The sequence below is a fragment of the Pandoraea capi genome, from assembly GCF_902459735.1.
Taxonomy (GTDB): Bacteria; Pseudomonadota; Gammaproteobacteria; order Burkholderiales; family Burkholderiaceae; genus Pandoraea; species Pandoraea capi.
The window spans coordinates 303,276-318,387 of the sequence record NZ_CABPRV010000003.1 but is presented as its reverse complement, the minus strand read 5'-3'; the positions used below and the strand labels follow the sequence as shown (position 1 = coordinate 318,387).

At 64.5% G+C, this 15,112-nt stretch carries 11 protein-coding genes; 1 reads left to right on the top strand and 10 read right to left on the bottom strand.

Annotated elements, in window-relative coordinates:
• Nucleotide 1 precedes the first annotated feature (1 nt).
• The 10 genes from PCA20602_RS08130 to gatC all read right to left on the bottom strand — a co-directional run bounded on the left by PCA20602_RS08130 (nucleotide 2) and on the right by gatC (nucleotide 13,415).
• A complete protein-coding gene (locus PCA20602_RS08130; RefSeq protein WP_150720791.1) occupies nucleotides 2-1,753 on the bottom strand; it encodes a secretin N-terminal domain-containing protein in 1,752 nt (583 codons plus the stop codon).
• Between the two features lie 48 nt (nucleotides 1,754-1,801).
• Nucleotides 1,802-2,392: a toxin co-regulated pilus biosynthesis Q family protein gene (locus tag PCA20602_RS08125; RefSeq protein WP_150720790.1), complete on the bottom strand. Its 591-nt coding sequence runs from the start codon at nucleotides 2,390-2,392 to the stop codon at nucleotides 1,802-1,804.
• Nucleotides 2,393-2,431: 39 nt separating this feature from the next.
• Nucleotides 2,432-3,052: a type 4 pilus major pilin gene (locus PCA20602_RS08120; RefSeq protein ID WP_150720789.1), complete on the bottom strand. Its 621-nt coding sequence runs from the start codon at nucleotides 3,050-3,052 to the stop codon at nucleotides 2,432-2,434.
• A gap of 477 nt (nucleotides 3,053-3,529) precedes the next feature.
• Nucleotides 3,530-6,697 (bottom strand): efflux RND transporter permease subunit, encoded by a 3,168-nt coding sequence (locus tag PCA20602_RS08115; RefSeq protein ID WP_150720788.1) that lies wholly within the window; start codon nucleotides 6,695-6,697, stop codon nucleotides 3,530-3,532.
• A complete protein-coding gene (locus tag PCA20602_RS08110; RefSeq protein ID WP_150720787.1) occupies nucleotides 6,694-7,965 on the bottom strand; it encodes an efflux RND transporter periplasmic adaptor subunit in 1,272 nt (423 codons plus the stop codon). Before PCA20602_RS08110 ends, PCA20602_RS08115 begins: the two co-directional genes overlap by 4 nt.
• Before the next feature lie 170 nt (nucleotides 7,966-8,135).
• Nucleotides 8,136-8,942, bottom strand: coding sequence for a polyphosphate kinase 2 family protein (locus PCA20602_RS08105; RefSeq protein ID WP_150720786.1), 807 nt, complete (start codon nucleotides 8,940-8,942; stop codon nucleotides 8,136-8,138).
• 295 nt (nucleotides 8,943-9,237) lie between these two features.
• Nucleotides 9,238-10,710 (bottom strand): Asp-tRNA(Asn)/Glu-tRNA(Gln) amidotransferase subunit GatB, encoded by a 1,473-nt coding sequence (gatB, locus tag PCA20602_RS08100; protein WP_150721099.1) that lies wholly within the window; start codon nucleotides 10,708-10,710, stop codon nucleotides 9,238-9,240.
• A 175-nt stretch (nucleotides 10,711-10,885) separates the two neighbouring features.
• Complete coding sequence (locus tag PCA20602_RS08095) at nucleotides 10,886-11,314, bottom strand: hypothetical protein (RefSeq protein ID WP_246182105.1); 429 nt, start codon at nucleotides 11,312-11,314, stop codon at nucleotides 10,886-10,888.
• 110 nt (nucleotides 11,315-11,424) lie between these two features.
• Nucleotides 11,425-12,915, bottom strand: a complete 1,491-nt coding sequence (gatA, locus tag PCA20602_RS08090; RefSeq protein WP_150720785.1) for an Asp-tRNA(Asn)/Glu-tRNA(Gln) amidotransferase subunit GatA — start codon at nucleotides 12,913-12,915, stop codon at nucleotides 11,425-11,427.
• Nucleotides 12,916-13,115: 200 nt separating this feature from the next.
• Complete coding sequence (gatC, locus tag PCA20602_RS08085) at nucleotides 13,116-13,415, bottom strand: Asp-tRNA(Asn)/Glu-tRNA(Gln) amidotransferase subunit GatC (RefSeq protein WP_150720784.1); 300 nt, start codon at nucleotides 13,413-13,415, stop codon at nucleotides 13,116-13,118.
• A 550-nt stretch (nucleotides 13,416-13,965) separates the two neighbouring features.
• On the opposite strand from gatC, the gene PCA20602_RS08080 reads away from it, so the two are divergent.
• Nucleotides 13,966-15,009: a rod shape-determining protein gene (locus tag PCA20602_RS08080; protein ID WP_010805637.1), complete on the top strand. Its 1,044-nt coding sequence runs from the start codon at nucleotides 13,966-13,968 to the stop codon at nucleotides 15,007-15,009.
• The last annotated feature ends 103 nt before the right edge of the window (nucleotides 15,010-15,112 follow it).

Sequence of the window (15,112 nt, the reverse complement as noted above, 5' to 3'; positions counted from 1 at the left end):
GTCACACGCCCTCGGTCAGTTCCGGCGAAATCAGGATCACGACTTCGTTGACGTGCTGATTCGCCTCCTTCGTACCGCCTTCGTAGTTGAAGATGCCGTCGCGCTCGGTGTTGTCGTCCTTGCGACGAAAGCCGCTCAGCACCAGCGTGTCGCCCGACTTCAGCGAAGCGCGCTGCATCGTCTGGACCGATGCCGTAATGGGCAACTGCATGAACGTGCCCGCCCCGAAGCCGCCATCGCCACCGCCACCGTGCTCGCCATCGTTGCCGCCGACCTCGAAACTCGCCCCCTTGCCGTCGACGTCCGCCTTGAAGTCCGGCCCGCCGTTACCTCTGCCCGAATCGCTGCCGCTGGGCGCTTCCTTGCCGGTGCGCAGGTTGATCTTGTCGAGCTTCTTGAGGTCGGACATGTCGATCTGCACCTGCAACATCACGCTCCGGTTGTCCATCAGCGTGGGCAGCAGATTCATCACGAAACCCGTGGTCAGCACCGACTGCTCCGCCGTTACCACGGTTTGCCCGCCATAGTTGCCGGGGGTCATCTTGGTCTGCGCGATGAAGCCGCGATTCTGCGTGACGGCGACCGGTGCGGGCTGATTGTTCAGCGTGACGACCGTGGTATCGATCACCGTACTCACCCGCCCCTGCTTGCTGAGCGCCTTGATGAACGCTGCGGAACCCGCGAGCCGTCCATTGGGAATCTTGCTGACGCTCAGGCCGCCCTTGCGCGCCATGAGGGCGCCGCCCATCGCCGGGCCGCTCAGGCCGGCGACGAAACCGCTCGCCGAGCGGTAAACGAGATCCCAGTCGATGCCCGCCGCCGAGTTCTCATCCAGCGTGACCGAATACACCTGCACGCGCAGCTTGACCTGACGCCCGAGCACGGCGTTCTCCGAATCGATGTATTGCGCGACGCGCGACATCACGTCAGCCGTATCGGTCACGACCAGCGAACTGGTGACGACCGACGGCGTCACCCGTCCGCCCGGCGACAACATGTCGGTGACGGCCTTCACGAGATCCGTCCAGTAGTCGAGCTCCGACTCGACGGAGACGTTGGCGTCGGCGTTGAAGTTCAGGTCGACGCCCCCCGCCGACGTCCCGCCGCTGCCCCCGGACGCGCCCCGATCGGCCTTCATCTTCGAGGCCTTGCCCACGGACGCCGTATACGTCGAACTGCCGGGCATCATCTTGATCTGGAAGGTACGTGTCACGAAACGCGCGAACTGCACCACGCCGTCGCGATACGTCCAGTGGGTGCCGGAGCGATGCGCGATGGTATCGAGCAGACCGGAAAGCGAGCCGTGATATTGCAGCGGTACCGCGGGCTCGCCGGTGTCCGTGCAGTTGAGCTGAAACGTTCGGGTGGGGGCAGAAGAGGGACCGCCACGGCCACCGGGGGCGCCGGTGTCGCATCCCACGTCCGAGGCCAGACGAATCGTGAGGCCGTTACCTCTGGCGACTTGCGTGAGGAGCACCGACATCGGCAACGGCGTGCCCGTCGAGAAACGCACCTCGCGCTTGAAGAACTCCGGCAGGGCGACCGTCGCGTTGACGGCGACGGACTTGCGGGAGAGCCACGCACCTTCGACGTGTTCGATGGCGCCGATGGGAGGCGCGGCATGGGTCTCCGACGCCACGCGCGCCGTCTCGCGCGCCTGCGTGACATTCTCGTCGGTTTTCGACAGCATGCCCGGCGTGCCGCACGCTGTCAGTAACGTGATGGCGCACAACACGCCGAGTCGCATTCTCATGGATGACTGATTCCGATGTCGGTGGCCATGCGCGAAGCATGGCGCCGGTTATTGTGTGGCGTGCACGACACGCAACACGCGATTGGCCTCGTAGACCTTCACGCGTATCGGCGCATCGGTGTTTTGCAGCGAACGCACGATCTGCTCGACGACGCCGAGGAAATCGCCGCGAAACGTGGCGGGATATTCGATGGGGAAGTCGCGATCGATCTCCCACGCCAACTGCCAGCCATGGCGTTCGGCGTAGCGTCGGACGGCCTGCGAGACGCGGCCGTCCGACGGTTGCAGCGCAAGTTCGAACGCTGCGCTCGACGGGGATGGCTGATCCGGCGGAACCTGCGTGGGCGCAAGCGGCGCCGGCACCGGGACCGACGCCGCCTGCACGTGCCGCCGCGCGTCGTCCACACCTTGCCGACGCAGCGCTTCGGACGGCAGGTCGACAACGGCGGCGAGCGGTGCCGCACCGGGCACGGGGCCCGGGTCCCCCGGCTCACGAACGCCGACCGAGTGCATCAACGGCTTGTGGCTCGCGAACATCCACGTGACGTCGGTCTGTGGCGCGCTCGACGCACGGGCCAACGGCAGCGCTGCCACGAACAGCAAAGCGACCGATGCCACACGCATTCCTGGATGGGTCATGTCTTGTCCGCCTTCAATTCAGATCCCCGTGAATGCTGTTCATCCGGCAATGGTGAATTCCATGTCGGCCTGCGCCGCGTCCACCTGGTTGCCGCCGGCGCCTGCCGTTTTGGTACATGCCGTCGGGATCTCGGTCATGTCCAGTGCCTTGGCTTTGTCCTTGATCGTGGTGCCGTTGATCGTGAGGGTGGCGAACAGCCCTTGCATCTTGTTGGCGAACTCCTGGCACTGCGCGCTCGGATAGCCGGTCGATTTCACTTTGACGCCGCTCGATGGAAAGTTCGCGCCGTCGACCGCTTCAATCGTGATCGCACCGCCGAACCGGTTGAGCAGCTTGTCGGGCGCCGAGCGATTGAACGGCTCGGCGATGGCCAGATTCAGAATCTGCTGCGGCGTGGTCGTCACGGGCAGCGCGCCCGACGCCACGGCGTTTTGCACCGCCAGCGCCGACATCTGCCAGTCTTTCATCTCCTGCGACAGCTTCACGTTGTTCATCAGGCGTGGCACGCCGACCATCGCCCCGGCCATGATCAGCCCCATCACCGCCACAGCGACCGAAAGCTCCACTAGCGTCACCCCGCGTTGACGGCGTTTGCTCATCCGTAAAGCCACCTTGTTCTTGAGTTGCGCGATTGCGCTCGCGTCTGTACGTACGTTCATTTGTCAGTCCGTTTTCTTGAAGGAATGGGAAATCACGACGCCGCGATGCGAGAGACCTCGCTTGCGACGACAGGGGCGATTTATGCCCCAATGCGCGCCTTCGCGTTGTCGCGTGCGGCGCGCGTCTTTCGCAAATTGACATTCGACGCAAGCAAGAAATCGCCTATTGGTGCGCCATTTCCGATACCTGCGGACGCGCGACGACACTCGCGAAATACATCGCAAAATGTTGGGCAGAGCAAGACGGGGGCTGGAAACCCGACGGCGGGACACCGACGGGTGCTTCAACGAAAAAATAGGAATGCGACTAAACGCAATCCAAGGGCACTTGAAGGCCCGCGCAAATGTCAGGAATCAGCCAATTCACAAGCCACAGGACACGGCTTCCGGATGACAGGCAGGTGTGCCTGTGATGGAGGGCGGCATGCAGACGCGCGGCATGCCGAGGGACATGCCGCGCGAGCAGACAGTCAACGCTTAGTGAACGTGGCCGGTTTTGAGTCCGTCGACGCCTGCGGTGCGCTCCATGCCGTGAGCCCCACCCGCGTCATTGCGACGCTCGCCGCCGTCGTTCGCCGCCTTGTCACCGGGCAGCACGAGCGGGCCCTTACCGGCGAAGCGGTCGAGATAGAGATAGATGACGGGCGTGATGTAGAGCGTGATCACCTGCGAGAACAGCAACCCGCCCACCACTGCGAGACCGAGCGGCTGCCGCAGCTCAGCGCCCGCACCGAGTCCGAGCGCGATCGGCAAGGCCCCCATGAGCGCCGCCAGCGTGGTCATCATGATGGGACGGAAGCGCAGCGCGCACGCCTGACGAATCGCCTGCGTCGGTGTCATGCCGCCGTTGCGCTGCGCGTCGAGTGCGAAGTCGATCATCATGATGGCGTTCTTCTTCACGATACCGATCAGCATGAGAATGCCGATCACCGCGATGAGCGAAAGGTCCATGCCGAACAGACGCAGCGTGATGAGCGCGCCGACCGCCGCCGACGGCAGCCCCGCGAGAATCGTGATCGGATGGATGTAGCTCTCGTACAGCACACCGAGCAGCACGTAGATCACCAGCAATGCGCCGACGAGCAGCACGACCTGACTGGCCTGCGACTTCTGGAACGCGGCCGCGTCGCCGCCCCAGCTCGTGATGATGCTCGGCGGGAAGCCCAGTTGATGCTGGAAGCCCACGATCTTTTGCGACGCATCGCCCAGCGCGGCACCCGGCGCGAGGTTGAACGACAGCGTCACAGCCTGCAACTGGCCCTGATGGTTCACTGAAACCGGCCCCATCTTGCGCTCGACCGTCGCCACGGCCGAGAGCGGCACCAGCGCCCCGCCCTTGCCACGCACATAGATCTTGTCGAACGCGCCTTCGTCGCGGCGGTCGTTATCGTCCGCCTGCAAGATCACCTGATAGCTGTCGCTCGGCGTGTAGATGGTCGAGACCTGACGCTCCCCGAACGCACTGTAGAGCGCACTGCGAATGTCGCCGATCGCCACGCCCAGCGTGTTCGCCTTGTCGCGGTCGATGGTGAGTTGCGCTTGCAGGCCCTTCATCTGCGCGTCGGTCGTCACGTCGCGGAAGATCGGATCGGCGCGCATCATCGTCATGAGACGATCGGACCACAACTGCATCTCGCCCGGCTTCACGCTCTGCATCACATACTGGTAACGGCTCTTGCTCTGCTTGCCGCCCAGTTGCAGGTTCTGCACCGGATTGAAATAGACGTTCAGCCCCGGCACCTGCTTCACCTCGCGTCGCAACGCCTCCAACACCTCGCTCATGTGCGGACGCTGGCCGTGCGGCTTCAGGTTGATGAACATGCGACCCTGATTGCTATCGCTGGCCGACACGATCACGGTCTCGACCGCCGGGTTCGCACGGATGATGTCGCCCGCCTGACGCAGCAACGCCGACATCGCCGTGAACGAGATGTCCTGCGCGCCCTCGGCCGTCACCTGCACCTGACCGATGTCTTCGCTCGGGAAGAAGCCCTTCGGAATCGTGGCGAACAGCACGCCCGTGGCGAGGAACGTCGCCCCTGCGGCCCCCATCACCCACTTGCGATGCGCCAGACACCAGTCGACGCTGCGCACGTAGGCGTTCTGCACCCACACGAAGCCGTCCTCGAACCATTGCGTGGCGCGCAGCCCCATGCCTTCGTCCTGCTCGTGCTTGAGATAGCGGCTGCACAGCATCGGAATCAGCGTGAGCGACACCGCAGCCGACACCAGAATCGCCAGCGACACCACCACGGCGAACTCGTGGAACATCAGCCCGATCACGCCCGGCATGAAGAAGATGGGGATGAAGACGGCGACCAGCGAGATCGAGATCGAGAGAATCGTGAAGCCCATCTCGCGCGAGCCGACGAGCGCGGCACGCAGCGGCGGCACGCCGTTCTCGATGTGACGCACGATGTTCTCGAGCATCACGATGGCGTCGTCGACCACCAGCCCGACGGCGAGCGTGATCCCCAGCAGCGAGATGTTGTCGATGGAGTAGCCCATGCCCTTCATGAGCGCGACGGTGCCGATCAGCGACACCGGCAGCGACATCACCGGAATGAGCGTGGCGGCCAGCCGTCGCAGGAACAGGAAGATCACGAGTGTGACGAGAATCACCGTGAGCGCGAGCGTGAACTGCACGTCGTCGATGGACTCACGGATCGACACCGAGCGGTCGTTGAGCAGCTTGACCTGAATCGACTGCGGCATTTGCTCCGCGAGACGCGGCAGCGCCGCCTTCACCTGATCGACCGTCGCCACCGTGTTCGCATTGGGCTGACGCAGCACCGCGAGCACGATCGAGCGCTCGCCGTTGACCCAGCTTCCCGTCTTCACGGACTCGACGCTGTCCTGCACGTCGGCCACATCGCGCAGATACACGGGGTTGCCGTTCACGCTGGCGATGATGAGGTTCGCGAACTGCTCGGCCTTCGTCATCTGCCGGTTGGCTTCGATGGTCAGCGTCTGACGGCTGCCGTCGAGCGTGCCCACGGGGCTGTTGGCGTTGGCTGACGCGAGGGCGCGCGCCACGTCGTCGAGCGTGAGCTTGCGCGCGGCGAGGGCATCGGGGCGCGCCTTCACGCGCACGGCGAAGCGCTTTTGCCCGAAGATCAGCACTTGGGCCACACCAGGCAGCGTGGAGAGCGTGGGGGAGACGAGGTTTTCCGCGTAATCGTCGAGTTCGGCGAGCGACATCGACGGCGAGTTCATCGCGAGGAACAGAATCGGCGCATCGGCCGGATTGACCTTGCGGTACGACGGCGGCGTGGTCATCTCCACCGGCAGCTTGCGCTGCGCGCGGAACAGCGCCGCCTGCACGTCGACCGCCGCCGCGTCGATATCGCGGTCGCTGTCGAATTCGATGATGATCGACGTGGTGCCCTGCGTATTGGTCGAACTGATGACCGCCACGCCGGCAATGGTCGAGAACTGCTTCTCCATCGGCGCGGCCACCGACGCGGCCATCGTCTCCGGGCTCGCGCCCGGCAACGTGGCCGTGACCTGAATGACCGGCGAGTTATAGCTGGGCAGGGCGGAGATCGGAATCTGGCCGTACGCGATCAGGCCAGCGACCACGGCCGCCACGCACAGCAGGATCGTCATGACCGGCCGGCGGATACAGAGTTCTGAGAGGTTCATGGGGCCTTCCCGCTATCACCCTTATCACCTGCGGACGCGACCGTAGCGCCGCTTGCGGCGTCACGCAACGCCACGACCGTCACCGTGTTGCCCGGACGCAGGTTCTCCGCGCCTTCCTGCACGACCTTCGCCCCGGCGGCCACACCCTCGACGACCGCGAGCTTCGCTTCCACGTAACCGACCTTCACCGGCTTCGCGCTGACCTTGCCGTCGTTGCCGATCACGTAGACGAACTTGCCGTCCGGGCCGGTCTGCACCGCTTGCGGCGGCACCACGCTGGCCTGCTTGAGCACGCGGCCGATCACGGCGGCATTGAGGTACATGCCGGGCCAAAGCTTCGCGTCGCGATTGTCGTAGGCCGCCTTCAGACGGATCGTGCCCGTCTGGGAATCGACGGCGTTGTCGATGAAGCTGAGCTGACCGGTGACGTTCACGCCCGTCGTGCCGAGCGTCGCGGTGACCGCGACGGGACCGCCGGCGCGCGCGGCCTGCAATTCGGCCAGTGCGCCTTCGGGCAACGTGAAGCTGATGTCGATGGGATCGAGCTGGGTGATGCTCACGAGCGCCGCGCCGCCCGGCGTCACGAGGCTGCCCGGATGCACGTTGATCGCACCGGTGCGGCCATCGATGCCTGTGCGGATCTGGTTGTAGTCGACGGCCACCTGACTCGCGGCAATCGCAGCGCGGTCGGCGGCGACTTGCGCGGTGAGGCTGTCTACGCCGCTTTGCGCCGTATCGAGCGCGCTTTGCGAGACGAAGTGCTCGGCAATCAATTGCCTGGTACGCGCCAGCGTGCGACGGGCGTTGGCGAGATCGGCTTCGTCCTTGGCGAGCTGCGCCTGCACCTTCTTGAGGTTGGCCTCGTCCATGCGCGCGTCGAGCGAGAACAGCAATTGCCCGGCTTTGACGAAGTCCCCTTCCTTGATGTGGACCTGCCGGATCGTGCTGGAGATCTGCGGGCGGACGTCGATGGTCTGGCGGGCGGTGACCGTGCCGTTGGCGATGAGCCGCACCGGCACGTCGCGCACCTCGACCGTCGCGGCCGTGACCGACGGCGCGGCGGCCGTCTTGACCGGCGCCTGCACGCCGCGTGATCGCAGCCACACGAACGCGCCCGCGATCACGACGATCGCCAGCAAACCCACTACCCAGCGGCGCCGCCCTGACCCCGACCCCGGCGCGGTATGGCCGAGCGGTCTGGCTGCACTCTCCTGCCCATGGGCAGCCGCGTCCCCCGGCACCGGCCGGCGGGCGTTCTCGTCACTCATCTTCTTCCCCGTTTCCCCATCCGACGCCAACTCGCCGGCCAAGCCCCCGCTCGCCCGGTCGCGTCTGCTTCTACTGATAAAACAACCGTGGATCGTTGCCACGGCCGTTCACGGCCATTCACGTCGTTACCCACCACTACACGCGGCGACACGTCACTTCATGCCGTCCCTCACTCCACCTTCATGCCCGTCAACTCGGGTCTGGCGGGCGGATAGGACAGATTCAGTTCCGTCAGCGCCTGTACCAGCAACTCTGCCACCATCAGATTACGGTGACGTTTTGAGTCGGAAGGCACGATATACCACGGCGCATATTCCGTCGACGTTGCCGACAGCGCCGCCTCGTAGGCCTTTGTGTATTGCGGCCAGAAGCTGCGTTCCTTGAGGTCGCCCAGCTCGAATTTCCAGTGTTTGTTCGGATCGTCGATGCGTTCCTGAAGCCGCTTGCGCTGCTCGTCGGCCGAAATATGCAGGAAGCACTTGATGATGTGCGTGTTGTTGTCCGCGAGCAGCCGCTCGAAGTTATTGATGTGCGTGTAGCGGCGCTTGCACTCGTCGGCGTCGATCCAGTCGTGCACGCGCGTGATGAGCACGTCTTCGTAATGGCTGCGATTGAAGATCGCCAGTTCGCCCGCCGCGGGCACCACCATGTGCACGCGCCAGAGGAAGTCGCGCGCCAGCTCTATCGGCGTGGGCGACTTGAAATTGGCGACGCGAATCCCGAGCGGATCGACGTTCTGGAACACGGCGCGAATGGTGCCGTCCTTGCCGCTGGTGTCCATGCCCTGGAGAACGAGCAGCACACGGTGGCGGCTGTTGGCGTGCAGGATCGTCTGCAACTCGTCGAGCTTGAGCGCGAGTTCCGTCAGACGCGCCTTGTCGTCGTCCTTACTGTCGCCGGAAAACGGCTTGTCGGCCGGATCGAAGGCCGAGAGGTCCAGCTTCTTGCCAAGGGGGACGCGGTATTTCTCGAACATCGCCGACTCCTGCGTGAAAACCAACTCGGAGTATGGCGCAATTTGCGTACGGCGCAAAAAAGGCGCCCGGCTTGAGCGAATCACCCGGGAGATAACGGCGCGGGTGCGTACAAGGGGCGCTTCGGAATCCGTGCAAATGCTCGACGTTCTGGGAAAACGCGCAAATGCGAAGGGCGGCATCAAGAAATTTTCGGCGCAAAACAAAAGGCGCGGCGCCGAACGTCGGCGACCGCGCCTTTGGCGTCTGGCGGTGACCGGTCGTTACCGCGACCGGCTCCCGTCATCGGCCACCGAATCAGGCACCGAGCTTCTTCTTGAGCAGCTCGTTGACCTGCGCCGGGTTGGCCTTGCCCTTCGTGGCCTTCATCGCCTGTCCGACCAGCGCGTTGAACGCCTTCTCCTTGCCCGCACGGAACTCCTCGACGGACTTGGCGTTGGCGGCCAGCACTTCGTCGATGATCTTCTCGATCGCGCCCGTGTCGGTGATCTGCTTGAGACCCTTCGCCTCGATGATGCGATCGGCGGCGCCATCGTCGCTGGCACGCTCTTCCCACATCAGTTGGAAGACTTCCTTGGCGATCTTGTTCGAGATCGTGTTGTCGGCAATGCGCGCGAGCAGACCGGCGAGCTGGGCGCTCGAGACCGGGCTGGCGTCGATGGCGATGTCTTCGCGGTTGAGCAGCGACGACAGTTCGCCCATGATCCAGTTTGCGGCGGGCTTGGCGCTGGCCTTGCCTGCCTTGGCGACCACGGCTTCGAAGTAAGCGGCTTGCGCCTTCGATTGGGTGAGCACGGCGGCGTCGTAATTCGACAGACCGTACGACTCGACGAAGCGGGCCTGCATGCCGGCCGGCAGTTCCGGCAGGGCGGCACGCACGCGCTCGATCCATTCGGCGTCGATCGCGAGCGGCATCAGATCCGGGTCCGGGAAGTAACGGTAGTCGTGCGCGTCTTCCTTGCTGCGCATCGAACGCGTTTCCTTCTTGTCCGGATCGTACAGACGCGTTTCCTGCACCACGGTGCCGCCGTCTTCGATCAGTTCGATCTGACGGCGCACTTCGTACTGGATCGCCTCTTCGAGGAAGCGGAACGAGTTCAGGTTCTTGATTTCGGCACGCGTGCCGAATGCCTTCTGGCCAACCGGACGCACGGACACGTTGGCGTCGCAACGGAACGAGCCTTCCTGCATGTTGCCGTCGCAGATGCCGAGCCAGACGACCAGACCGTGCAGTGCCTTCGCATAAGCCACGGCCTCGGCCGCGCTGCGCATTTCAGGCTCCGTCACGATTTCCAGCAGCGGCGTACCGGCGCGGTTCAGGTCGATGCCGGTCATGCCGGCGAAGTCTTCGTGCAGCGACTTGCCTGCGTCTTCTTCGAGGTGAGCGCGCGTGAGCGTCACGACCTTCTCGTAGGCTTCACGGCCGGTGCGTGCATCGGCTTCGACCTGAATCTTCAGCGCGCCGCCCTGCACCACCGGGATCTCGTACTGGCTGATCTGGTAGCCCTTGGGCAGATCCGGGTAGAAGTAATTCTTGCGCGCGAAGATGCTGCGCGGCGCGATCGTCGCGCCAATGGCCAGGCCGAACTCGATCGCACGCTCGACGGCGCCGCGATTGAGCACGGGCAGCACGCCGGGCAGCGCCAGATCCACCGGGCAGGCCTGCGTGTTGGGGGCCGCGCCGAACTGCGTCGATGCGCCCGAGAAAATCTTGGAAGCGGTGGAGAGCTGTGCGTGCGTCTCCAGACCAATAACGACTTCCCATTGCATAAGGTTCACCCTTGTCTCAACTTGTCGGCACGGCGCGATGGCCCTGCCTTCTCAACGTGTCGGCATGGCCTCTGGCCTTGCCTTCGCTGCCGGTCGTGCCACGTAGGCGACTTCCCGGTCTGTTCCTGTTCGTCGATGCCAGCCCGATATCCGTCCGACGTCGGCCGATGCGTGCTTACCGGCGCGTATCCCGTGCGCAAACGCCCGACTGCGGATCGAAGCTCACCGGCCACGCGTTCTCGTAGATGCCCGCCGAGCAGTACGCCTCGCAATTGGCATGCCCGATGGTGACGTTGCCCGGGTCCTGCCAGATCAGCAGCTTGCAGCTACCGCGGTTCGCTTGCAGCTCGATGCTCGGACGCCACTTCGTCTGGTGAAAATCCGCCAGATTGAAGTGGCAACTGCCACGGCTGCCCACCCACAGACGCCAGTCCAGCGACTGCACCTGATTGCCCTGCACATTGAGCGTCGCCTGTTCGCGAAAGCCGTCTTCATCCGTCTGCGAGCAATAGCCCGACAGATTGATTTCGCGGTAAGCGATCGGCGTGGGACGCGAGAACGGCAGGGAGCACGACGCGAGCGTGAGCACCATGCCGGCGAGCATCAAGGCGCGAGACATCAGCCGACGGTAAGTCGACGCGGTATCACGCGAGCCGCCCGTGGAGACGGCGGCGTGCGAGAGCGTGTCGTGCTGAACGCGCTGGCGGTCCATGATCAGACGCCCGCCGGTGCGCGCTTGTGCCAGTCGGTCGCGCGCTGGAACGCGTCGGCCACTTGCAGCAGGCGGGCTTCGTCGAAATAGCTGCCGATCATTTGCAGCCCGACCGGACGCGCGCTGCGCCCCGGGCCGACCGGCAGGCTCATGCCCGGCAGTCCGGCGAGGCTCACCGACAGCGTGTAGATGTCGGCCAGATACATCTGCACCGGGTCGGCGCTCTTCTCGCCAAGGTTCCACGCCACCGACGGCGCCACCGGCCCCATGATGACGTCGCACTGGGCAAACGCGTTCTGGAAGTCCTGCGCGATCAGACGGCGAATCTTCTGCGCCTGCAGGTAGTAGGCGTCGTAGTAACCGTGCGAGAGCACGTACGTGCCCACGAGAATGCGGCGCTTGACCTCGGTGCCGAAGCCTTCGGCACGCGACTTCTTGTACATGTCGAGCAGATCGCGATATTCGGCCGCGCGGTGGCCGAAGCGCACACCGTCGAAACGCGACAGGTTCGACGAGGCTTCCGCCGGAGCCAGCACGTAGTACACGGGGATCGACAGTTCCGTCTTCGGCAGCGACACCGGCACGCGCACCGCGCCGAGTTTCTCGAACTCGGCGAGCGCGTTGTCGATGGATTCGCGCACGTCGGCGTCGAGCCCGTCACCGAAGTACTCGGCGGGCAGACCGATGCGCAGGCCGGCCAGCGGCTTGTCGGCCGTGGCGCCGTCGAGCGGCTTGCCCAGACCGCGTGCGAAGTCTTCGTCCGCACGTTCCAGGCTGGTCGAATCGCGGGCGTCGAAACCGGCCATGCCGTTAAGCAGCCACGCGCAATCCGCCGCGCTGTGACCGAACGGGCCGCCCTGATCGAGCGACGAAGCGAACGCGATCATGCCGTAACGCGACACGCGGCCATACGTCGGCTTGATGCCGGTCACACCGCAGAAGGCGGCCGGCTGACGGATCGACCCGCCGGTGTCGGTACCGGTCGCGACCGGCGCGAGACGTGCGGCCACTGCCGCCGCCGAACCACCCGACGATCCGCCCGGCACCGCCAGCTTGTCCCACGGGTTCTTCACGGGACCGTAGTAGGAGTTTTCGTTCGACGAGCCCATGGCGAACTCGTCCATGTTGGTCTTGCCCAGCGTGACCATGCCGGCGTTCGACAGACGCTCGACGACGGCCGCATCGAACGGGCTCTCGTAGCCCTTGAGCATGCGCGAGCCGGCGGTGCTGTGCCAGCCACGCGTGACGAACACGTCCTTGTGCGCCACGGGAATGCCGAGCAACGGCTGGTTGGCGCCGTCGCCGGCGGCAATGCGTGCGTCGGCGGCACGGGCCTGCGCGAGGCTCGCCTCGGCATTGACGTGCACGAAGGCGTTCAGATCGGCGGCACCGGCGATGCGGTCCAGATAGTGCTGCGTCAGCTCGACGCTCGAGACGCGCTTGGCGTCGAGCGCGGCGCGCAAATCCTGAAGGTGAATCAGATCTTGTTCCATGATGGCTGCTGTACTGGGTAGCGCATGAAAAACGGCATGAAAAATCGCAAAATCGACCGCAAGGTCGACCGGATCAGGCGGTCATGACGAAAGCGGTCACATCGGTCCCGATCGTGCGGCTCGACAACCGCAGCGAAGGACCGTGGGCGATGCGTCGCGTGGCGCCGGGTTGACGGGGCGTCACGCACGCGACGCCGGACTCACTCGATAACCTTCGGCACCAGGTAGAGACCGTCCTGCACGGCCGGCGCCGGGCGCTGATTCGCCTCGCGGTCGACCTGCTCGGTCACCGCGTCGGTGCGCAGACGCTGAGCGACTTCCTGAATCTGTTCGATCGGGTGCGCGAGCGGGGCAACGCCATTCGTGTCGACCGACTGCATCTGTTCGACGAGCGCGAAGAAGCCGTTGAGCTCCTTTTCCATGTGAGCCGCCTCGTCATCGGCCAGCTCGATACGTGCGAGATGAGCGATGCGTTTGACGTCGGAGAGATTCAAAGCCATGAAGAAATCCCGAAAAAATGCGCATTGGAGAGCAGCCGGATGCATGTCTGTCGCCAAAATTAGGGACAGAGTGCGGAGAATATGCGCACGAGACCGAACCCGTCCGTCGTTTTACTCCGTGCACCGCGCCGCGCAGGAGGGCCGACACGCCGTGCCGCAAGGGTCCGGGCGAAACTGCCGCGGGGGTCGAATGTGGCGTCAACGTGCTCGTTTTTCCTGCAAAACCTGCGAAATTATAAGGTATCATTGCGCATTAAATTTGCGTCGGAGCGTGTTTTTGCACCCTCCGCCGCTGTCGCGCAGGTGGGCCACGGCCAGTCCGGGGGGCGCGACAGACGATCGCGCAGTCCATTGGAAGACCCTGACGCGACGAATTTTGACGGCAGCCCCGCCTCCTGCCCAGTACCGCATTCCTCGGTTTGTCCGCACGTTTCGCGAGCCGCCGCGTGGCGCCTGGCGATTTTTTTGCGAACAGGCCGGAACCCAGACGACAGGCAGCCGTCCCAGTCAAATTCGCATTGGGCGGCCTCACGCAAACACAGGATTTTGCATGTTCGGTTTTCTTCGCAGCTATTTCTCCAACGACCTGGCCATCGACCTGGGCACGGCCAACACCCTGATCTACATGCGCGGCAAGGGCGTCGTTCTCGACGAACCCTCGGTGGTCGCCATCCGTCAGGAAGGTGGCCCGAGCGGCAAGAAGACGATTCAGGCCGTCGGTAAGGAAGCCAAGCAGATGCTCGGCAAGGTCCCGGGCAACATCGAAGCCATTCGTCCGATGAAGGACGGCGTGATCGCCGACTTCACCGTGACCGAGCAGATGATCAAGCAGTTCATCAAGATGGCCCACGAGTCGCGCCTGTTCTCGCCGTCGCCGCGCATCATCATCTGCGTGCCGTGCGGTTCGACCCAGGTCGAGCGTCGCGCCATCAAGGAAGCCGCACACGGTGCCGGCGCCTCGCAGGTGTATCTGATCGAAGAGCCGATGGCCGCTGCTATCGGTGCCGGCCTGCCGGTCTCGGAAGCCACGGGCTCGATGGTCGTCGACATCGGCGGCGGCACGACCGAAGTCGGCGTGATCTCGCTGGGCGGTATCGTCTACAAGGGTTCGGTGCGTGTGGGCGGCGACAAGTTCGACGAAGCGATCGTCAACTACATCCGCCGCAACTACGGCATGCTCATCGGCGAACAGACCGCTGAAGCGATCAAGAAGGAAATCGGCTCGGCCTTCCCGGGTTCCGAAGTCAAGGAAATGGAAGTCAAGGGCCGTAATCTCTCGGAAGGGATTCCGCGCGCCTTCACCATCTCCAGCAACGAAATTCTCGAAGCCCTGACCGATCCGCTCAACCAGATCGTGTCGTCGGTGAAGATCGCCCTCGAACAGACCCCGCCGGAACTGGGTGCAGACATCGCCGAGCGCGGCATGATGCTCACGGGCGGTGGCGCGCTGCTGCGCGATCTGGACCGTCTGCTTGCCGAAGAAACCGGCCTGCCGGTGCTCGTCGCCGAAGACCCGCTCACCTGCGTGGTACGCGGTTCGGGCATGGCGCTCGAGCGTATGGACAAGCTCGGCAGCATCTTCTCCTACGAGTAAGCCAACGTGCGTGGTTCGTCGTCCGGCGCGGTGGGATATTCCCTTCCACCCCTCGCCCGGGACGGCCAGCCACGCCGCACGACCTCGCGCACGGAGTCGGGCC